General features: G+C 65.5%; 19 protein-coding genes. 12 read left to right on the forward strand and 7 right to left on the reverse strand.

Annotation, left to right across the window (positions count from 1 at the left end; all coding sequences use genetic code 11):
- Positions 1-164: 164 nt before the first annotated feature.
- The 5 genes from MFF26_RS13460 to MFF26_RS13480 all read left to right on the forward strand — a co-directional run bounded on the left by MFF26_RS13460 (position 165) and on the right by MFF26_RS13480 (position 6,190).
- Entirely contained in the window at positions 165-1,547 is a 1,383-nt protein-coding gene (locus MFF26_RS13460; protein WP_137830047.1) for an ethanolamine ammonia-lyase subunit EutB, read from the forward strand.
- The gene (eutC, locus tag MFF26_RS13465) at positions 1,544-2,329 is read left to right on the forward strand and encodes an ethanolamine ammonia-lyase subunit EutC (RefSeq protein WP_238308100.1); all 786 of its coding nucleotides are present in this window, start codon (positions 1,544-1,546) and stop codon (positions 2,327-2,329) included. Before MFF26_RS13460 ends, eutC begins: the two co-directional genes overlap by 4 nt.
- 612 nt (positions 2,330-2,941) lie before the next feature.
- On the forward strand, positions 2,942-4,672 hold the full coding sequence (ilvD, locus tag MFF26_RS13470) for a dihydroxy-acid dehydratase (RefSeq protein ID WP_137830045.1): 1,731 nt from the start codon (positions 2,942-2,944) through the stop codon (positions 4,670-4,672).
- Positions 4,659-5,546, forward strand: coding sequence for a tetratricopeptide repeat protein (locus MFF26_RS13475; protein WP_137830044.1), 888 nt, complete (start codon positions 4,659-4,661; stop codon positions 5,544-5,546). Before ilvD ends, MFF26_RS13475 begins: the two co-directional genes overlap by 14 nt.
- Before the next feature lie 155 nt (positions 5,547-5,701).
- Complete coding sequence (locus MFF26_RS13480) at positions 5,702-6,190, forward strand: GAF domain-containing protein (protein ID WP_238308101.1); 489 nt, start codon at positions 5,702-5,704, stop codon at positions 6,188-6,190.
- A gap of 61 nt (positions 6,191-6,251) precedes the next feature.
- Here the strand turns inward: MFF26_RS13480 and nfi are convergent, their stop codons facing one another.
- From nfi to MFF26_RS13500, 4 genes are all read right to left on the reverse strand, one after another.
- Entirely contained in the window at positions 6,252-6,914 is a 663-nt protein-coding gene (gene nfi, locus MFF26_RS13485; protein WP_137830042.1) for a deoxyribonuclease V, read from the reverse strand.
- A gap of 7 nt (positions 6,915-6,921) precedes the next feature.
- Positions 6,922-8,019 (reverse strand): redox-regulated ATPase YchF, encoded by a 1,098-nt coding sequence (ychF, locus tag MFF26_RS13490; RefSeq protein WP_137830041.1) that lies wholly within the window; start codon positions 8,017-8,019, stop codon positions 6,922-6,924.
- A gap of 79 nt (positions 8,020-8,098) precedes the next feature.
- Positions 8,099-8,737 (reverse strand): aminoacyl-tRNA hydrolase, encoded by a 639-nt coding sequence (gene pth, locus MFF26_RS13495; protein ID WP_137830040.1) that lies wholly within the window; start codon positions 8,735-8,737, stop codon positions 8,099-8,101.
- Positions 8,738-8,827: 90 nt separating this feature from the next.
- The gene (locus MFF26_RS13500; protein WP_137830039.1) at positions 8,828-9,526 is read right to left on the reverse strand and encodes a 50S ribosomal protein L25/general stress protein Ctc; all 699 of its coding nucleotides are present in this window, start codon (positions 9,524-9,526) and stop codon (positions 8,828-8,830) included.
- A gap of 310 nt (positions 9,527-9,836) precedes the next feature.
- Between MFF26_RS13500 and MFF26_RS13505 the strand changes: the two genes are divergently transcribed.
- Positions 9,837-10,853 carry an SDR family oxidoreductase gene (locus tag MFF26_RS13505; RefSeq protein WP_137830038.1) on the forward strand — a complete coding sequence of 339 codons (1,017 nt, stop codon included), beginning with the start codon at positions 9,837-9,839 and terminating at the stop codon, positions 10,851-10,853.
- 57 nt (positions 10,854-10,910) lie between these two features.
- Here MFF26_RS13505 and MFF26_RS13510 read toward each other — a convergent pair whose 3' ends face one another.
- Together MFF26_RS13510 and MFF26_RS13515 are read right to left on the reverse strand one after the other, a co-directional pair.
- Positions 10,911-12,242: an ATP-binding protein gene (locus MFF26_RS13510; protein WP_137830037.1), complete on the reverse strand. Its 1,332-nt coding sequence runs from the start codon at positions 12,240-12,242 to the stop codon at positions 10,911-10,913.
- On the reverse strand, positions 12,242-12,910 hold the full coding sequence (locus MFF26_RS13515; protein ID WP_137830036.1) for a response regulator: 669 nt from the start codon (positions 12,908-12,910) through the stop codon (positions 12,242-12,244). The genes MFF26_RS13510 and MFF26_RS13515 overlap by 1 nt, the downstream gene beginning before the upstream one ends.
- 179 nt (positions 12,911-13,089) lie before the next feature.
- Between MFF26_RS13515 and MFF26_RS13520 the strand changes: the two genes are divergently transcribed.
- Positions 13,090-13,758: a DNA-binding protein gene (locus MFF26_RS13520; protein WP_238308102.1), complete on the forward strand. Its 669-nt coding sequence runs from the start codon at positions 13,090-13,092 to the stop codon at positions 13,756-13,758.
- A gap of 103 nt (positions 13,759-13,861) precedes the next feature.
- Positions 13,862-15,364, forward strand: coding sequence for a phosphomannomutase/phosphoglucomutase (locus MFF26_RS13525; RefSeq protein ID WP_238308103.1), 1,503 nt, complete (start codon positions 13,862-13,864; stop codon positions 15,362-15,364).
- A gap of 27 nt (positions 15,365-15,391) precedes the next feature.
- On the opposite strand, the gene MFF26_RS13530 is transcribed toward MFF26_RS13525, so the two are convergent.
- Complete coding sequence (locus tag MFF26_RS13530) at positions 15,392-15,865, reverse strand: pilus assembly protein N-terminal domain-containing protein (RefSeq protein WP_137829979.1); 474 nt, start codon at positions 15,863-15,865, stop codon at positions 15,392-15,394.
- Between the two features lie 350 nt (positions 15,866-16,215).
- Here MFF26_RS13530 and MFF26_RS13535 point away from each other — a divergent pair, with 350 nt between their 5' ends.
- The 4 genes from MFF26_RS13535 to MFF26_RS13550 all read left to right on the forward strand — a co-directional run bounded on the left by MFF26_RS13535 (position 16,216) and on the right by MFF26_RS13550 (position 19,675).
- Positions 16,216-16,410 carry a Flp family type IVb pilin gene (locus MFF26_RS13535; protein ID WP_137829978.1) on the forward strand — a complete coding sequence of 65 codons (195 nt, stop codon included), beginning with the start codon at positions 16,216-16,218 and terminating at the stop codon, positions 16,408-16,410.
- A 236-nt stretch (positions 16,411-16,646) separates the two neighbouring features.
- Entirely contained in the window at positions 16,647-17,165 is a 519-nt protein-coding gene (locus MFF26_RS13540; RefSeq protein WP_137829988.1) for an A24 family peptidase, read from the forward strand.
- A 231-nt stretch (positions 17,166-17,396) separates the two neighbouring features.
- The gene (gene cpaB, locus MFF26_RS13545) at positions 17,397-18,179 is read left to right on the forward strand and encodes a Flp pilus assembly protein CpaB (protein ID WP_137829977.1); all 783 of its coding nucleotides are present in this window, start codon (positions 17,397-17,399) and stop codon (positions 18,177-18,179) included.
- A gap of 5 nt (positions 18,180-18,184) precedes the next feature.
- Positions 18,185-19,675 carry a type II and III secretion system protein family protein gene (locus tag MFF26_RS13550; protein WP_137829976.1) on the forward strand — a complete coding sequence of 497 codons (1,491 nt, stop codon included), beginning with the start codon at positions 18,185-18,187 and terminating at the stop codon, positions 19,673-19,675.
- Positions 19,676-19,752: the final 77 nt, after the last annotated feature.

A 19,752-nucleotide genomic window follows, 5' to 3' on the forward strand; every position in this document is an offset into this window, starting at 1 on the left:
GCCCAAACGGTTTCATAAAACCCGCGGCTCGCGTCTCCTCGCGGGATACGACCTGAAATCCGGTGAGCCTGTCGTTGACAGGCGGCCCGATGCCCATTCTGGCATCGCGCCTCGACATCTCCCCCGATCCTTGCATCCTGGGATCGGAGCAGGAGAGCCACTGAATGCCCTATCGCCATACCGTCGGCCCGCGGACCCATGTCTTTGCCGATTTGGCGACGCTGATGGCCAAGGCGACGCCGATCCGCTCCGGCGATTGCCTCGCGGGCATCGCCGCGGAATCGGCCGAGGAGAACATGGCCGCGCGCTGGTGCCTCGCCGACGTGCCGTTGAAGGAGATCCTGGCACGCCCGCTCATTCCCTACGAGGACGACGACGTCACCCGTCTGATCCTCGACGATCACGACGAGGCGGCCTTCGCCGACATCGCTCACCTGACGGTCGGCGATTTTCGCGAGTTTCTGCTCACCGCCACGTCCGAGACCTTGGCCCGCATCGCGCCCGGCGTGACGCCGGAGATCGCGGCCGCCGTCTCCAAGATCATGCGCAATCAGGATCTCATCCTCGTCGCCCGCAAGTGCCGGGTGGTGACGAAATTCCGCAACACCATCGGCTTGCCGGGAACGCTGGCCGTGCGGCTCCAGCCGAACCACCCGACCGACGATCCCGCCGGCGTCACCGCCTCGATTCTCGACGGATTGAGCTACGGCTGCGGCGATGCGGTCATCGGCATCAATCCGGTCTCCGACTCGATCCAGACGATGGCCGGCCTGCTGCGCCTGTTCGACGGAATCATCGACCGCCTCGAAATTCCGACGCAAGCCTGCGTGCTGACCCACGTGACCACGACACTGGACGCGATGAACCGAGGTCTGCCGGTCGATCTCGTGTTCCAGTCGATCGCCGGCACCCAGAAGGCCAATGCGAGCTTCGGCGTCACGCTGCCGATCCTGAAGGAGGCGCACGAGGCTGCGCTCGCCCTCAAGCGCGGGAGCTTGGGCGACAACGTGATGTATTTCGAGACCGGACAGGGCTCGGCCCTCTCCGCGGATGCCCATCACGGCATCGATCAGCAGACGCTCGAAGCCCGGGCCTACGCGGTGGCGCGACGCTACCGGCCGCTCCTCGTCAACACGGTGGTGGGCTTCATCGGGCCCGAATACCTCTACGATGGCAAGGAGATCATCCGTGCCGGCCTCGAGGATCATTTTTGCGGCAAGCTGATGGGCGTGCCGCTCGGTGTCGACGTCTGCTACACCAATCACGCCGAGGCCGATCAGGACGATATGGACACGCTGCTCACCCTGCTCGGGGCGGCTGGCTGCACCTACGTTATGGGCATTCCCGGCGCCGACGACGTGATGCTGAACTACCAATCCACCTCGTTCCACGATCAACTCTACATCCGCGAGGTCCTGGGCCTGAAGCGCGCCCCGGAATTCGAGGAATGGCTGGCCCGCATCGGGCTCACCGATGCCACCGGCACCCTTTTGCCCGGCAATGCGGCATCCCGATTGATATCCGTCGCACCGGAGCTCGCCGCATGATCGGGGATACCGACGATCTCTGGCGTCGCCTCGGCGCGCTGACGCCGGCCCGCATCGGGCTGGGTCGCGCCGGCGCAGGCCTGCCGACCCGTGAAGTGCTCAAGTTCGGTCTCGCCCATGCGCAGGCACGGGACGCGGTGCACACCGCGATGGATGCGGCGGAGGTTGCCGCCGAGATCGAAGCGCTCGGGCTGCCCACCGTCACGGTGACATCCCGCGCCGAGGATCGCGCGACCTATCTTCGCCGGCCCGATTACGGGCGCCGCCTCTCGCCGGAGGGTCGCACCAGCCTTGCCGAGGCGACCCATGAATCGGTCGATCTCGCCCTCGTCGTGGCCGACGGTCTGTCAGCCCGGGCGGTTCATGAGGGGGCTGCCGCCATGCTGAGGGCCTTCAAACCGCACGCGGACAACGCTGGCTGGCGGCTCGCCCCGGTGGTGATCGCGACGCAGGCACGGGTCGCCCTCGGCGACGAGGCGGCGGAAGCCCTGCGGGCCCGCGCCGTGGCGGTGGTGATCGGGGAACGACCGGGCCTGTCCTCGCCGGACAGTCTTGGCCTCTACGTTACCTTCGATCCCAAGGTTGGCCGTTCGGATGCCGAGCGCAATTGCATCTCGAATGTGCGTCCGGCCGGTCTCTCGCACGACCTCGCCGCCTTCAAGCTGAACTGGTTGTTGACTCAAGCCTTCTCCCGCGGGCTGACCGGGGTCGGCTTGAAGGACGAGAGCGACCGGCTGATCGAGGCCGCCGACTCACCCGAGGCCCTGGCGCCGCCGAGCTGACATATCGCTCCGACGCCGCAGCGTCCCGCGTCGGAACCGCATCGGAACGGAGGCCGATCGGCCTCCCTTCTCGTCCTCCAGCTTTCATGGCAGTTGACAGCGCTCGTCGGTCGTTGCGGGTGCGACCTGCCTATGACCTCAGCGTCGTCGACAACGGATAGCCAAGACCGAGCCTAGATCCTCACAGTCACCGCGCGATCGGTCGATCCGTCAGGGATGGGGCGAATCGTCGAGTTGATGCTCGGTGTGACTGGATTTGATCACCCGAAAAACCGGATGAAGCCGCACAGCGGTTTCAAGTGATGAGCGCTCAACGTGCAGGCGGATGAAGCTCGATACGAAATTTCAGGACGTGAATTGAAGCAAGCGTAGCTGTTGCGGGCCCGACACACCGCGAAACCAACCAGACTTTGCCTTGGGGCGTGCCTTCGAGCGCCGCAATCCCACCATAAACCGGGACGACTTCCGGGGTCGCGGTAAGTGCTGTCGCTCCAACGCTTTATCGCGGAGTTTCGAGGACGTCGAACGACGTTTTCGCGAGACCTCTCTCGGGAGGCGCCGCGACCTCGGATGCGTACAGGGACCGGGGCAGAGATCGGCGATCAATCAGCGATGGACGCGCGTCAGACCGATAAGTCGAAGCTGCCGAGCCGGCACGTGACGGAGGGACCCGAGCGGGCACCCCACCGCTCGTATCTCTATGCCATGGGCCTGACCACCGAGCAGATCCACCAGCCGCTGGTCGGTGTGGCCTCCTGCTGGAACGAGGCCGCGCCCTGCAACATCTCGCTGATGCGCCAAGCGCAGGCGGTGAAGAAGGGCGTCGCCGCCGCCAAGGGCACGCCGCGCGAATTCTGCACCATCACGGTCACGGATGGCATCGCCATGGGCCATGGCGGCATGCGCGCCTCCCTGCCCTCCCGCGAGGTCATCGCCGATTCGGTCGAGCTGACGATCCGCGGCCATTCCTACGATGCGCTCGTCGGGCTCGCGGGTTGCGACAAGTCCCTGCCCGGCATGATGATGGCCATGGTGCGCCTCAACGTGCCGTCAATCTTCATCTATGGCGGTTCGATCCTGCCCGGTTCGTTCCGCGGTCGGCCGGTCACCGTGCAGGATCTGTTCGAGGCGGTCGGCAAGGTCGCCGTCGGGGACATGAGCCTCGACGATCTCGACGAGTTAGAGCGGGTGGCCTGCCCGTCGGCGGGCGCCTGCGGCGCGCAGTTCACCGCCAACACCATGGCGACGGTGTCCGAAGCCATCGGCCTCGCCCTGCCCTATTCCGCCGGCGCCCCGGCTCCCTACGAGATCCGCGATCAATTCTGCGCCGCGGCGGGCGAGAAGGTGATGGAACTCATCGCCAAGAATATCCGCCCACGGGACATCGTGACCCGGAAGAGCCTCGAGAACGCCGCGGCGACGGTGGCGGCCTCGGGCGGATCGACCAACGCGGCGCTCCACCTGCCCGCAATCGCACACGAATGCGGGATCGAATTCACGTTGTTCGACGTCGCGGAGATCTTCCGCAAGACGCCGTACATCGCCGATCTGAAGCCCGGCGGCCGCTATGTCGCCAAGGACATGTTCGAGGTCGGCGGCATCCCGCTCCTCATGAAGACACTGCTCGACCACGGCTACCTGCACGGCGATTGCCTTACCGTCACCGGCCGCACGATCGCGGAGAACCTCGCCAAGGTCGCCTGGAATCCCGATCAGGACGTAGTCCGCCCGGCCGACAAGCCGATCACCGTCACCGGCGGTGTGGTCGGCCTCAAGGGCAACCTCGCGCCGGAGGGGGCCATCGTGAAGGTCGCAGGCATGCCGGCCTCGAGCCAAGTCTTTACCGGGCCGGCCCGCGTCTTCGACGGCGAGGAGGCCTGCTTCGAGGCGGTGCAGAACCGCACCTACAAGCCGGGCGACGTTCTGGTCATCCGCTACGAGGGCCCGAAGGGAGGCCCCGGCATGCGCGAGATGCTCTCGACCACCGCCGCCCTCTACGGACAGGGTATGGGCGACAAGGTGGCGCTCATCACTGACGGGCGCTTCTCCGGCGCAACCCGCGGCTTCTGCGTCGGCCATGTTGGTCCCGAGGCGGCCATCGGCGGTCCGATCGGTCTCCTGCGCGACGGCGACATCATCACCCTCGATGCGATCCAGGGCACTCTCGACGTCGCCCTTTCCGACGAGGAACTGGCCCAGCGTCGTGCCGCCTGGACACCGCGGGGCAATGCCGCGACCTCGGGCTATCTCTGGAAATACGCGCAGACCGTGGGGCCCGCCGTGAATGGCGCCGTCACGCATCCGGGCGGTGCCCAGGAGACGCACATCTATGCCGATATCTAGGACTGTCTCGTTCCGGCCCATGTGGCCGGCCGGGGCCGATCCAGGTCGGCTTCGTGCGGCCCTTCTCGCCGGCTTCCTCGGCTTCACGCTGATGCTCGCCGCCAATGGTCCGACGACCGCACTCGATGCCACCGTCCGCACCCCGGTCCCGGAGAAGGGGTTCCGGTCGGGCCGTGACGCCCTGCGCTCGGGCGTGCGCGATTACAATGCGGGTGACAAGCAGGGCGCTGTTCGCGCGCTGGAATATGCCGCCGACCAGGGCCAGACCCTGGCCCTATGGAAACTCGGCCGCATGTACGCGTCGGGCGACGGGGTGCCTCAGGACGACTTGAAGGCGTTCGAGTATTTCACGCGGATCGCCGACGACACCACCGACGATGCGCCCGACACGCCGAATTCCGGGGTGCTGGCGAGCGCCTTCAACGCGCTCGGGACCTACTTCCTCGAGGGAATTAAGGGCACTTACGTGCGCCCGAACCCCGAGCGTGCCTACGAGATGTTCAACTACGCGGCGTCGTATTTCGGTGATCCGAACGCGCAGTACAATCTCGCCCGGCTCTACCTCGAAGGCACGGGCGTAGAGCAGGATCCGCGCAAAGCCGCGCGCTGGTTCAATCTCGCTGCGGAGAAGGGCCATCGCCCGGCCCAGGCGCTGCTGGGTGACCTGCTGGTGAACGGCACCGGCATGCCGCGTCAGACGGTCAAGGGCCTGACATGGCTCGCGCTGGCCCGCGCGGGCGTGCAGGGCTCGTCCGATGCCTGGATCGTCGATCTCTACGACAAGGCCTGGGCCTCGGCGAGCGAGGGGGATCGGGCGGATGCGATGGCGCAGGCCCAGTCGCTCTCGACGGGCTCGACCCGGCGTCGCCGTTGACTCGACCCGAGAGCGGATCGACACTGTGCCGGACCGTACGGATGGTTCCGGCGGCCTGGGGTCGCCTGTACGCCCCGCGCTAAGCGCGCTAGCGTGCCAACATGGTGAATGCGTATGACAGGCACGATCCGGCGCTGACGAGAACCGCCGCCCTGATGGCGGAAGCCGGATCCGAGGATGAGGTGATCGACGTGCTGCGGCTCACGGCCCGGTGGATCGCCGGTTCCGATGGCATTGCCGTGGTCCTGCGCGAGGGTACGTCGTGCCGCTACGTCGCGGAGGACGCGATTGAACCCCTCTGGTGCGGTTCCCGCTTCCCGCTCGACGCCTGCATCTCGGGTTGGGCGATGCTGAACGACGAGATGGTGGTGATCACCGATATCGCGTCCGATTCCCGCGTGCCCCATGCCAGCTACGTGAACAAGGCCATCTGCAGCCTCGTGATGGTTCCGATCGGCTCGCCCAACCCCGTAGCGGCCCTGGGGGCCTATTGGTGCGCCATGGTGTGGCTGGATCCCACCGCGCTCGCACGCATCGAAGCTCTGGCCCGACAGGCGGGGGAAGCGTTGGCGCGGGTGCGTCATGCCTCGCAGATCGAACCTGTCCGGGCCGGGCGGAGAAAGCTGACCGAGGATGCCTCGTAGGGCGGGATGCCGCTGCGGGGTCCACGACCGGTTCGAGCCCGAAGTAAATCTCTCGAATACCTCAGAAATCTCCCGCCGCCCGGTGAGCGAGCCGGATCGGCTCCGGTAGGCGGTATCGGGGCGTACAGGCAAGCACGAGAGCCACCGCGCTCGTGAGATCGGCCCGGTGTCCCGGCGAGATGAAGAGCGGGTGCTTGCCCGTTCGCGTGCGGAGGACGGCGCCGATGGTCTCGCCGCGGTCGATCAGCGGCGTGGAGGCACCCTTTTCCTCGGCAAGCGGTCCGTGCGTACCGACGAGGCGCGTCTTGCCGACGCCGATGGTCGGGCGTTCCAGCCACAGGCCCATATGGCAGGCGATGCCGATGCGACGGGGATGGGCTGTGCCCATGCCGTCGAAGAGGAACACGTCGGGCTCGGCCCTCAGCCGTCCGAACGCCTCCTCCAGCACCGGCCCTTCACGGAAACTGAGGAGCCCAGGCACGTAGGGGAAGGGTGTCGGGCGCTCGGCGGTGGCGATCTCGACCACGAGAAAACCCGGAAACGTCACGACCACGACCGCAGCACGGGAGCGCTCGTTCTTCACGCTGACATCGACGCCCGCCACGAGATGGACGGACGAGAGATCGATCGGCCGGTCGATCGCCACCTCCCCGCGCAGGCGCTTCTGCAGCGCCACCGCCTCGGACGGCGTCAGGTCCCAGGCGTGGCGCGGATAGAGGTGCAAGGCGGCTTCAGTTGGCGAAGCGGAAATGTAGGACGTCACCGTCCTGCACCACGTATTCCTTGCCTTCCAGCCGCAGCTTGCCGGCATCGCGCGCGCCGGACTCGCCGTTGAGGGCGGTATAGTCCTTATAGGCGATGGTTTCCGCCCGGATGAAGCCCTTCTCGAAATCGGTATGAATCACCCCGGCGGCGGCGGGCGCGCGGGTGCCCTTGGTGATCGTCCAGGCGCGAGCCTCCTTGGGGCCGACGGTGAAGTAGGTGACGAGGCCGAGCAGATCGTAGCCCGCGCGGATCACCCGGTTCAGGCCGGGCTCGGTCAGGCCGACCGCTTCCAGGAATTCGCCCTGGTCGGCTACCGGCATCACCGCGATCTCGCTCTCGATCTTGGCCGAAACGACGACCGCCACCGCGCCCTCCGCTTTCGCCCGATCGAACACCGCCTGGGAATGGGCGTTGCCCTTGTCGGCATCGCCCTCGTCCACGTTGCAGACGTATAGCACGGGCTTTGCCGTCATCAGGCCGAGCTGCTGGAACAGGCGTTCCTCGTCATCCTTGCGCTCGACGAGGCGCGCCGGCTTGCCGTCCCGCAGCAGCGGGAGCGCCCGGTTGACGAGGTCGAGGAATTCCTTGGCCTCCTTGTCGGAGCCCTTGGCGCGCTTCTCCAGCGCCACCACGCGCTTCTCCAAGCTGTCGAGATCGGCCAGCATCAACTCGGTTTCGATCGTCTCGATATCGGCGATGGGATCGACCTTGCCCTCGACGTGGGTCACGTCGCCGTCCTCGAAGCAGCGCACGACGTGAGCGATGGCATCGACCTCGCGGATATTGGCGAGAAACTGGTTTCCGAGCCCCTCGCCCTTCGAGGCGCCGCGGACGAGGCCGGCAATGTCCACGAAGGTGAGCCGCGTCGGGATGATCTCCTTCGACGCGGCGATCTTGGCGAGGCTGTCGAGGCGCGGATCCGGCACCGCGACCTCGCCGACATTCGGCTCGATGGTGCAGAACGGATAATTGGCGGCCTGCGCCGCCGCCGTCTGGGTCAGCGCGTTGAAGAGGGTCGACTTGCCGACGTTCGGCAGGCCGACGATGCCGCATTTGAAGCCCATGGCTGGTCCTAAAGGTCCGTCGTGATCGGTCGGGAGCCGCACCCGGTTGTGGGCTCCATCGGGGTCTGGTGCCGTCGTGTCAATTCGCGTCCCTGGACGCGGCCTTCGCCTTGCCGGCCTCGGCGGGCGTCTTCACCGCGTCCCATCCGCGTCCGACCATGGCGAGATGCACTTTGTTCTGAAAGCTCGCATCTTCTCCGGCGGCCATCACGGCGGCGTGGTCGGCGATGGCCCGGCACAAATCTTCGACCCAGGGCTCCTCCGCCTTGGCGAAGTCGTTGAGGACGTAGGCATGGACCTGCGCCTTGTCACCGGGATGGCCGATGCCGAGGCGCACGCGGCGGTAATCGTTGCCGCATTGCGCCGTGATCGAGCGCAGGCCGTTATGGCCGGCATTGCCGCCTCCCAGCTTCACCCGAAGCTTGGCCGGGGCGAGATCGAGCTCGTCGTGCAGCACGATGACGTCGGCCAGCGCGATTTTGAAGAAGCGCTGCGCCTCGCCGACCGAGCGGCCGGATTCGTTCATATAGGTCTGCGGCTTGAGCAAAATGGCGCGCTCGGAACCGAGCACGACTTCCGCCGCCTCGCCTTGGAAGCGGCGCCGGAACGGGCTCGCTCGGTGGACGCGGGCAATCTCGTCGACCGCCAGGAAGCCGATGTTGTGGCGATTTCGTGCGTAGCGCGGGCCGGGATTGCCTAAGCCGACGATGAGCCGCATGCGAATGCCCCGTTACACATGAAAATGCCCCGGCCGGGCGGCCGAGGCATCTCTCTGATCGACCGGGCGCGCTGCCGCGCCCGGACCGGATCACTCCTTGTCGGACGCGTCGGACTTCTCGTCCTCGCCGCCCTCGGTCTCCTCGGCCTCGGCCTTCTCCTCGGCGGCCTCGGCGGACTGCGCCTCGGCGATCGCGGCCTCCTCGGCCTCGACCTCGGCGCCGAGCACGGTCGGCGGCAGGATGTTGGCGACCGTGTCGGTGGCCTCGCCGGTGTAGGTGCCCGCCGGGATCTTGATGTCGGAGACGTGGATCACGTCGCCGATCTGGCGGCCGGTCAGATCGATCTCGACGGCCTCGGGGATCTGGTCGGGCGCCACGTCGAGCGAGAGGGTGTGCAGCGCGACGTTGAGCGTGCCGCCGCTCTGCTTGATGCCGGGGGCCTCGTCCTCGTTCACGAAGTGCACGGGCACCTCGACGGTCACGGTCTGGCCGGCCACGACGCGCAGGAAGTCGACATGCATTGGCACGCCGGAGACCGGGTCGAGCTGGTAGTCGCGCGGGATCGCACGGACCTTCTTGCCGCCGACGCTGATGTCGAACAGCGTGGTCTTGAAGCCGCCTGCATAGATCAGCGTGCGGGTGCGGATGAGGTCGACGGCGATGGCCTGCGGAGCCTGGTTGCCGCCGTAGATGACGGCGGGAATCTGGCCCTGGCGACGAACGGCCCGGGCGGCCCCCTTGCCGACCCGGTCGCGTGCCACGGCCTCAAGCGACTTGGAAGCGCTCATGGCGTGATCCTTCTGATAAAAAATGGAGCCGGGCCCAACGACAAAGGCCGCCCGAAGCGGACGGCCCGACCGTTCCCAGCGCGCCCGTGCCTCCAAGGGTGTCTCAAGGGCGCGAGGCGCGCTTACACGCAAACACCCATTCTGGCAACGGCGGGCCGGTCGAACCGCCCCCCGCCATCGCGCGTCCACCGTTCACAAGCGGGGCTCGTGTCCCCCGGGACATCCGGACTTTGCCTCCGCCCTGCGGCAACGCGCTCCGAAACGATCACCGGGTGGTGCCGTTCCCATCGGCATTGCACGAGGAGCGACCATGGCCACGGACGACCATAACCGAATTCCCCTTTCCCGACGCCAACTTGTGGGAGGCGTCGGTGGCGGTCTCGCCATGGCGGCGACCGCAACGGTCGCTGCCGCCGGGCCAGCGGCGGCGCAGGAGCCCGCATCGAACCCGTTGATCAACCCGATCGACAAATACCCGAAGCCGCCCTTCAAGAAGCAGTCGCAGCCCTGGCCGGGTCTGGCCAGCCGCATGGATCCGAAGCCCGATCACGGCGAGACGAGCTATCGCGGCTCGGGCCGCCTCGCCGGACGGAAGGCGCTCATCACCGGCGGCGATTCGGGCATGGGCCGGGCCGCGGCCATCGCCTTCGCCCGCGAGGGCGCCGACGTCGCGATCAACTACCATCCCGACGAGGAGCCGGACGCTCAGGAGGTCATCCGCCTGATCGAGCAGGCGGGGCGCAAGGGCATCGCCATCCCTGGCGACCTGCGCGACGAAGGCTTCTGCCGTTCTCTGGTCGAGCGGGCCGTTCAGGGCCTGGGCGGGCTCGATATTCTCGTCAGCAACGCCGCGCGCCAACAGGCACACGATTCGATTCTCGACATCTCCAGTGAGCAGTTCGACTGGACGATGAAAACGAACATCTACGCCCCGTTCTGGATCATCAAGGCCGCGCTTCCGCACCTCAAGCCCGGCTCGACGATCATCGCCTCCACCTCCGAGCAGGCGACCGACCCGACGCCCGACCTCTATGATTACGCGCAGACCAAGGCCGCTACGACGAACTTCGTGCGCTCCCTCGGAAAGCAGCTCGCCGCTCGGGGCATCCGGGTCAACGGAGTCGCGCCCGGTCCCATCTGGACACCGCTGCAGGTGTCCGGTGGCGCTTCAATGGACAAGCTCGAGACGTTTGGGGGGAAGACACCGTTCGGCCGGCCCGGTCAGCCGGTCGAGCTCGCGGGCATCTACGTGCAGCTTGCCGCCTCCGATGGCAGCTACGCGACCGGGCAGGTCTACGGCGCCGCGGGCGGAAACGGTCTGCCGTAGGGGCTCCGATCGACCCACCGCCGCTTGGGTGCGGCGGCGGGTCGAACCGATTCTTCCTCACACCGGAAGGCGCAGGCGCGCCAGCAAACCGCCCAGGTCCGAGCGCTCCAAGCTCAAATCCCCGCCGTAGAGTTCGGCGAGTTCCAGCGTGATCGGCAACCCGAACCCATCACCCGGCACGCTCTCGTCCAGGCGACGACCGCGCTGAAGGACATGGGCAACCTGATCGGTCGAGAGGCCGGGTCCGTCATCCTCGACGCGCAACTCGATCAGGGCTCCGCTGCGCGCTGCTCCGATGCGAACGCGGCTGCGTGCCCAGCGACAGGCATTGTCGATCAGGTTCCCCAGCATCTCGTCGAGATCCTGGGCATCACAGGCCACGCTCGTACCCGGCGCGATTTCCGTCTCGATGGCCAAGCCGCGCTCGGCGTGCAGCCGGGCCAGGGCGGCGGCCAGATCGCGGGTCTGCCCGGCGAGATCGGCTCGGGCACGCGAGGGCCCGCCCAAGGCCGCTGCCCGGGCCCGGCGCAGGTGATGGCGGACCTGCCGGTCCATGGCGGCGACGAGCGGGGCGAGGCCGGGCTCGGCACTGCGCTCCGCCGCCATGGCCAAGGTCGCGAGCGGTGTCTTCAGACCGTGGGCAAGGTTGGCGGCATGGGCGCGGGCACGCTCGAGATTGGCTGCATTCTGGTCCAGCAGCAGGTTCAATTCGGTCACCAGCGGCCGAATCTCCTGTGGTTGTTCCTCCGGCACGCGGTCCCGTTGGCCGGCCCGCACCGCCGCGAGTTCGCGGCGCAAGGTATCGAGGGGGCGCAGGCCGAGCCGCACCTGCACGGCAATGCCCGCCAGCAGACAGATGCCCAGGAGTCCGAGCGCCAGCGTCAGCGTCTTGCCCGCTTCGCGCAGCGGGCCGTGCAGGGTTGCCGCTGGAGCAGCGGCAACAATCACCGTCTCGGGCGCATCGCGGGGACCGGCTAGGCGCAGCACGCGCAGGATCAGTCCCTCACCCCGTGGCCCCGTTCCGTCCGCAGGAGCGGGTCGGCCATCCTCCCGCTCGGGGCCGCGCGGCACGGTGAGCTCGGCCTCGCCGAGCGAGGGGGAGCGCAGGATCCCCTCCCCCGTCCGAACCTGCCAGTACCACCCGCTGCGTGGGCGATCGAAGGGCGGCCCGTCATGGGCGTACGACAGAACGGGACCGTCTTTGCCGGTCTTCAGGTCAGCGGATATCGCGAAAATCTCGCCATCGAGCCGTGCATCGATCTGCCCGCGGGCGAAGCGGTAGAGCACGAGACCGATGGCGAGGCCCGCCACCACGAGGGCCAGCGTGACGAAGACGAGGGCACCGAGAAACAGGCGCCGCTGCAGCGAGGCACCTCTGCGCCGTCCCATCACGCGTCGGGCTCCGCATGAAGGCGCCAGCCGTGACCCCGCACGCTCTCGATTCGGGCCGGGGCGATCTTGCGGCGCAGCCGCGTGATGATGACCTCGACCGAGTTCGAATCGACCTCGGCATCGCCGTCATAGACGCGCTCGATCAGCTGATCGCGCGGCACCACCACGTCCTTGCGCAGGATCAGGCAGGACAGCACGCGCCATTCAAGGCCGGTGAGGCGCAGCGGCAGGCCGTCCCGCTCGAAGCTGCCGAGACCGGAATCGTAGACGAGGGGGCCACAGGTGATCCGCGTCGCGCCGTTGGCGCTAGCGCGCCGCACCAGCGCGCGCAGGCGGATCACCAGTTCCTCCACACGAAACGGCTTGACCAGGTAATCGTCAGCGCCCGCCTTGAATCCCGCGACCTTGTCGCTCCAGCCGTCCCGCGCGGTCAGGATCAAGACCGGAAGCGTGAGCCCTGCCGTCCGCCAGTCGCGGAGGACCGTGACGCCGTCCACCACCGGAAGTCCGAGATCGAGGATGACGGCATCGTAGTGTTCGGTCTCGCCGAGATGGCGCGCATCCTCGCCGTTCACCGCGTGGTCGACGGCGAAGTGCTCGGCGCGCAGGGCCCGCAACAGCTCCGCGGCCAAAGCGGCATCGTCCTCGGCGAGCAGCAGCTTCATCGGCGTCCAAGGGCCTCCCGCGGGATCTCGAAGGGCGGCGCGCTGTAGGCGCTGACCTTTAACGGGAACTGAACCGGCAGGTTCAGGCCGGATTTCGGGCCGTCTCCTAAACACGCTGCATCCCGGCGGCGAAGCGGTCGCCGGAGCATGTTCGAGATCCCAGAGGAAAGACGAGAACGATGACCGAGCAGCCCATCCCCACCCCCGTCACCACCCCCACCGAGGCCGAGCCCGCCCGTGCAGCGCGCCGCTCCGGCGCCCGCCGCGGCCTCGTCGTCGGTGCCCTGGCCGTTCCGTTGGCGCTCGGCGCCGTCGGCCTCTCCTTCGCCCAGAAGGGCGACGTCGCGACGACCCCGCTGGAGCCCGTGGCGATCTCGGCGCTGGCTCCGTCCGGCGCCGTGGCGGCCAAGGGCGAGGTGGCCGAGATCTTCGGCAACAAGTTCATCCTGCAGGACACGTCTGGCCGGGCGCTGATCGAGACCGGCCGTCAGGGCGAAGGCGGCGATCTCGTCCGTAAGGGCGAGACCGTGACGGTGCGCGGCCGCTTCGAGAACGGCTTCCTCCACGCCGCTGCCTTGGTCCGGGCCGATGGCACCACGACGAGTCTCAAGCCCGCGGGCGGCCCGCCCCCCGGCGGCGTCGACTGGATGAAGGACAAGGTCGGTCTCGGCCCTGAGATCGACGTCCCGGGCCTCAAGGCGAAGGTTGAGGCGGCCGGTTACACGGATGTCCGCATCGCGGGGCGCGGACCGCGCCATCTCGATGTGGCCGCCAAGGGCACGGACGGACGCGAGCGCCTGCTCCATGTCGGCTTCGACGGCAGCATCCGCGAGAAGCGCGTATTCTGACCGGCTGAGGGCCCGGCCAGGGAGAGCCGCCGCGCTTTCCCTGGCCGGTAGCGCGGGCTACATGCATCGGCGGTTCCGCACCCACCGACGCGAAGGGCCCGCGATGTTCCCCAAGCCCGTGCCGAAGCTCGATCCGAACACCTTCGCGTTCGAGCAGCTGCCGTTGGTCAAGCCGACGGGGTTTCGCGAATACGACGCCCGCTGGCTGTTCCCGCAGGAGATCAACCTGATGGGCGTCCAGGCTTTGGGCTTGGGACTCGGCACGCTGGTGCACGAACTCGGGGTGCGCCCCGAGATCGTCACCGGACACGATTTCCGCAGCTACTCGTCCTCGATCAAGCTCGCGCTCATCGCCGGGATGCAGGCAGCCGGTTTGCGGGTGAAGGATATCGGTCTCGCGCTCTCGCCGATGGCCTATTTCGGCCAGTTCGCCCTCGACTGTCCCTGCGTGGCCATGGTCACCGCATCCCACAACGACAACGGCTGGACCGGCGTGAAGATGGGCGCCAACCGCCCGATGACGTTCGGCCCAGAGGAGATGGGCCGCCTCAAGGAGATCGTCACCGGCGGCACCTTTCAGTACCGCGACGGCGGTACCTACGCGTTTATCGAGGGCTTCGCAGAGGTCTACCTCGCGGACTTGGTCGCGCGGGCCAAGCCAATCTCGCGGAAGCTCAAGGTCGTCGCGGCCTGCGGCAACGGGACGGCGGGCGCCTTCGCCCCGGCCCTCCTGGAGCGCCTCGGCGTCGAGGTGATTCCGCTCGATGTCGAGCCCGACTATACGTTCCCGCGCTACAACCCGAACCCCGAGGACATGGAGATGCTTCATGCGATCGCGGCCAAGGTGAAGGAGACCGGCGCCGATGTCGGCCTCGGCTTCGACGGCGACGGCGACCGCTGCGGCGTGGTGGACAATGAGGGCGAGGAGATCTTCGCCGACAAGATCGGGGTCATGCTGGCCCGCGACCTGTCGAAGCTTCACCCGGGCGCCACCTTCGTGGTCGACGTAAAATCGACCGGGCTTTATGCGGCCGATCCGGAATTGCAATCGCGCGCGGTCCAGACCGATTACTGGAAAACCGGGCATTCCTACATCAAGCGCCGCGTCAACGAGTTGGGCGCCTTGGCCGGGTTCGAGAAGTCGGGGCACTTCTTCTTCAACGAGCCGGTCGGCCGCGGCTACGACGACGGCCTGCTGACCGCGATCGCGGTGATCGAGATGCTCGATCGCAATCCGACCCAAACGATGGCCGACCTGTACCGGGCCCTCCCCAAGACCTGGGGCTCGCCGACCATGTCGCCCCACTGCGCCGACGAGGTGAAGTACGGCGTCGTCGACGCGGTGACCGAGCGCTTCCGGTCGATGCAGGCGGGAGGTGAGCCGGTGGCGGGTCAGGCGATCACCAGCCTCGTGACGGTGAACGGCGTCCGAATCACCACCGAGGACGGCACCTGGGGCCTGGTGCGCGCCTCCTCGAACAAGCCGGAACTCGTCGTCGTGGTGGAGAGCCCGGTCTCCGAGGCGCGGCTGCACGCGATGTTCAAAGCCGTCGACGGCGTGCTGCGGCAGCACCCGGAAGTGGGCGCTTACAATCAGACGATCTGACGTCCCCCGCGCTGCGTCGACGGTGGGCTATTTGCCCGCCGCCATCGAGCGTCGCTGTTCGGCCTGGGCGCTGGTGTCCGAGAAATATTTCTGGGCGTCGCCCAGCTGCACCGACGGCTGGCAGTTCGGCGTGCAGGAATAGGATTCGCGATCGAGGCCGCGCTGCACGGTGATGATCGAAGCCTGAGGCGCCTGCACGCTGATCGTCGATTCGGCCAGCATCGTGCCCTTGTGGTCCAGCGCGATCAGGTTGGTGCTGCCGAAGCTCTTGCCCGTCAGCACGACGACCCCGTTCCGCTGGAGCGTGATGTCGGCGATCATCGGATTGCCGACGATCACCGTCGCGGTCTTCTCGGGCAACCGGATCACCTTCGCGTTGTCCACCGAGACGGACACCACGTTCTGCGGCACCGCCTCGTTCGCGACGGCATGACCGAACAGGGCGAGCAGCGCCGGACCGGCGGCGAGAAGGGTCGAGCGGGCGAGGCGCGAGCAGGGCATGGGCGGTCGGTCCGGTCCGGTGAGCCGGCGGGTCATTGCCGGGATGCGCCGCCTGCCAGACCCCAAGAACGAGCGGGGCGAGCGGGCAGCGCGCGACCCACAGCACAACCGAAAAGTGGTGAAAGAACTGCTAAGGCTCGTTTGCGGTGCTGCCTCTTCGCATCTTCCGTCGCTATGCAATTGGTGAAACCGACCGTTAACGCAGCTTTCAAACGGGCCCCGTTTCTCAAGGTTCATCGAATGGTTTAACTCAAAAGCAACTCATGGGAGCTAATTCTAAGCCCGTCGCCGATCGGTGCATGAACAGATTTTCGACCGACACGTCAAACAAAGGTCAAGTGGAGAGTACCATGAAAGCTATCGCCAAGCGTTTCGTCGCCGACGAGTCCGGCGCCACCGCGATTGAATATGGCCTGGTTGCTGCGATGATGGGCATCGCTGTCGTGACGATCTTTACGGCTTTCAAGACAAGCCTTACCTCTGCTTTCTCGACGATGGGCGCGGCTCTCAACACTAAGGCTAGCGGTATCTCTTCCGCACAATAAGCATCATTTCCAGCTACGCTGTATCAGTATTATATAGTATAAGGAAGTCTGATGGGATGGAGTGGAAGGCCGTATTGGCCGCCCTCCATCCCTTACGACTGTTTGAAGTGTGGTAGCCAGGTCGATGTGTAAAACATAAATCATCACTCGAGATCTAAGGGTGCCGATGCAGTACAGATCAATATTTCATTTACAGCTATATAACTCCCAAATTTCTGCATGAAGGGGAAATGGTGATGTCATTCAGCTTAGATTATATTTTGGTCTGTATGCTGTTCCCATTTATCATGGCTTATGCAGCTGCAAGCGATTTGCTCACGATGCGTATCTCAAATCGGGTCACGAGCTTTCTTGCGGCGAGTTTTGCCGTTTATGCGTTGAGTTCGAATATGTCGTTCCAGGATATGGGTTGGCACGTCGCGGCAGGAGTATTGACGCTGATAGCAGCCTTCGCGATGTTTGCTCGCGGTTGGGTTGGGGGTGGCGATGCAAAACTCGCGGCTACGACAGCATTATGGCTTGGGCTGTCAAGTCTTGTCGACTATTTAGTTGTTGCAGCAATCATTGGGGGCGCCTTGACGCTTGCGATAGTGTATCTTCGCACTTTTCCGCTCCCAAAAATCACACTACGCATCCCTTTTGTAGTCAAGCTACACGATTCAACATCTGGAATTCCCTATGGCATCGCTCTGGCAACGGCAGCCTTGATTGTGATGCCAAATGCACTTGGCTGGGAGAGGCTTGCATATACATAGCATATGCATTGCAAATATGTATTTTTATTTGAGATGTAATTCGCGCTGACATAAAATTCCACGCACGAGACTGTGTTTGCCAGATAGGTCCGCCGTCATCATCTGCGTGATCGTCGGCGCGGGAAACAGACTATGTCGTCGTGACGATAGATAATTAACCATAAAGACACGAATCTTGGTTCAGGGTCGGAATCGGACGGCGGTAAGGCCGTCGAATGGTCCGCACTCGTCATGAAACCAGCCCGTCTCGCCGTACTGGCCATCGCGATCGTCGCGGGCTGCGGCGCTGCTCTACTGATGAGCGGTGAAGAGAAGCCTCCAGAACCGGTCCTTCGCGCGGAGCCCGCGCCGCAGATTCAGCTTGCCGAGGTGCTCGTCGCGGCGGCCGATCTCCCGATGGGTCAAACCCTGAAGCCCGAAGACCTCCGTTGGATGTCCTGGCCCGAGCAGGCCTTGTCGTCTACCTATGTCGAGCGCAAAGCCGCTCCCCACGGTCTTGAGGACGCAGTTGGGTCGATCGTACGGACCCCGTTCTCTGCCAACGAGCCGATCCGCCCCGAACGTTTGGTCAAAGCCGGCAGCGGTTTCATGTCGGCGATCCTACCTCCGGGCATGCGAGCTGTGGCCATCACCACCGATAACCGCGGTTCGAGTTCAGCGGGCGGTTTCATTTTGCCAAACGATCGGGTCGATGTGATTAAGACCGCCCGGGACGAGAGCGGTAGCGGTAATGATCAATTCGCCGAGACGCTGTTAACGGACATCCGAGTCCTGGCAGTCGGTCAGATCGTCCAAGAAAAAGGTGGCGCGAATGTCGTGACCGCCGAGACTGCGACTCTGGCGCTTACGCCAGGCCAAGCTGAGGCTGTGACGCTTGCGCAGAAGATCGGACAGCTCTCGCTTGTGTTGCGCAGCGTCCAGGATGCCAATCAGACCGCCACGGTCGCGGATGCCGAGCCCGATGGAACCATGACGGTGGTTCGGTTTGGCGTCGCCAAGCAACAGCGCCGGTGAGGACGATGCCGATGTCCCTTCGATTTCACAGCCAAGCCTGTGCGTTGACCGTTGTTGCTGGCTGTTGCTCTGCAGCTATCGCTCAATCAGCTGCGCCGTCTTCACCCGTTCTGACCATCGGCGCCGCTGAGGCCAATGTATCGCGCAGGATTGAGCTGACGAAGGGCCGTTCCCTGATCGTCGACTTACCCCGCGACGCGAAAGAAGTGTTCGTAGCAAATCCCGCCGTCGCCAACGCGGTGGTGCGATCGAGTCGCAAACTTTTCCTCATTGGTATCGAGAACGGCGCCACCTCAATCTTCGTCATGGATGCCGAAGGCCGCCAGATTGCTGCTCTCGATGTCACCATCGCTCGTGACATCAACGTCTTGAGGCAATCGCTTCACCAAAGCTTGCCGAATGGTCGCTTCGATGTGAAAGCGGTTGGCGATTCGATCGTACTATCCGGAAATGTCGGGTCGGCATCGGAAGCGCAGCAAGCCGTTGATATCGCCAATGCCTTTGTTGGCATCGCGGGTGGAGTCGGTGGTGTGCGCGGTGCCGTCATTAACAACTTAACTGTGCGAAATAAAGATCAAGTGATGCTGCGCGTCACTGTTGTGGAAGTCTCGCGTACCATCATCAAGCAGTTCGGCATCAGTACATCCGGTAACTGGGCGGCATTAAATCCTGTCGATTCAGTCGCATCAGCGCCGGGGAGTTTTTTGAGCAATGCGACGCCGTTTCCAATCACTGGCTCTTACTCGCCGGATGGAAATGCTCTGACCGCTTCCGTGCGGGCGGGTGGATTCTCGCTCAAAGCGACGCTCAAAGCGTTCGAGCAGGCTGGCGTTTCGCGCATCCTCGCCGAGCCGACGCTGACAGCGATTTCTGGAGAAGCCGCCAAGTTCACAGCGGGCGGTGAGATCCCCGTCCCAGGTGCCTGCGCCGCGAACGCTCTTGGGACGGGCTGTCAAATCTCTGTTGTCTACAAGCCCTACGGTGTCAGCCTATCCTTTACCCCGGTTGTGTTGGCGGAAAACCGCATCTCCATTCGTGTCGCGACCGACGTGACAGAATTGGACCGGCAGAACAGCTTCAACTTCGCCTTCGCCGGCAACGGGCGGTCGACGGCGATTCCTGCGACGACCAAGCGCAGTTCGGAAACGACGGTCGAACTCGCTTCCGGCGCGACGATGATGACGGCGGGTCTGATCCAGCAGAAGAACCGCGCTGCCATCGGCGGCCTGCCGGGGCTGATGAACCTGCCGATTTTGGGCGCTCTGTTCCGCTCGCGCGACTATCAGCGCGATGAGACCGAGCTGATGATCATGGTTACGCCCTACATCGCGCAGGCGATGGAAGCGCGCCAAGTCCAACGGCCGGACGATAACTTCGTCGATGCGCCGGATGGTCAGGCCGTGCTGCTCGGACGATTCAACAAACTCTACGGAACGGTCGGGGGCGGCACGCTCGGACCCTCCTATCGTGGCCGTGTCGGCTTCATCGCCGACTAGGTCGATGCGAGCACCGGCGCCGGGCCACTCAAGGCCCTGCCGGACCAGTCGGATCGCGGGCGCAGAGCCGCTTCAGC

This window comes from Methylorubrum suomiense, assembly GCF_022179765.1.
Classification (GTDB): Bacteria; Pseudomonadota; Alphaproteobacteria; order Rhizobiales; family Beijerinckiaceae; genus Methylobacterium; species Methylobacterium suomiense.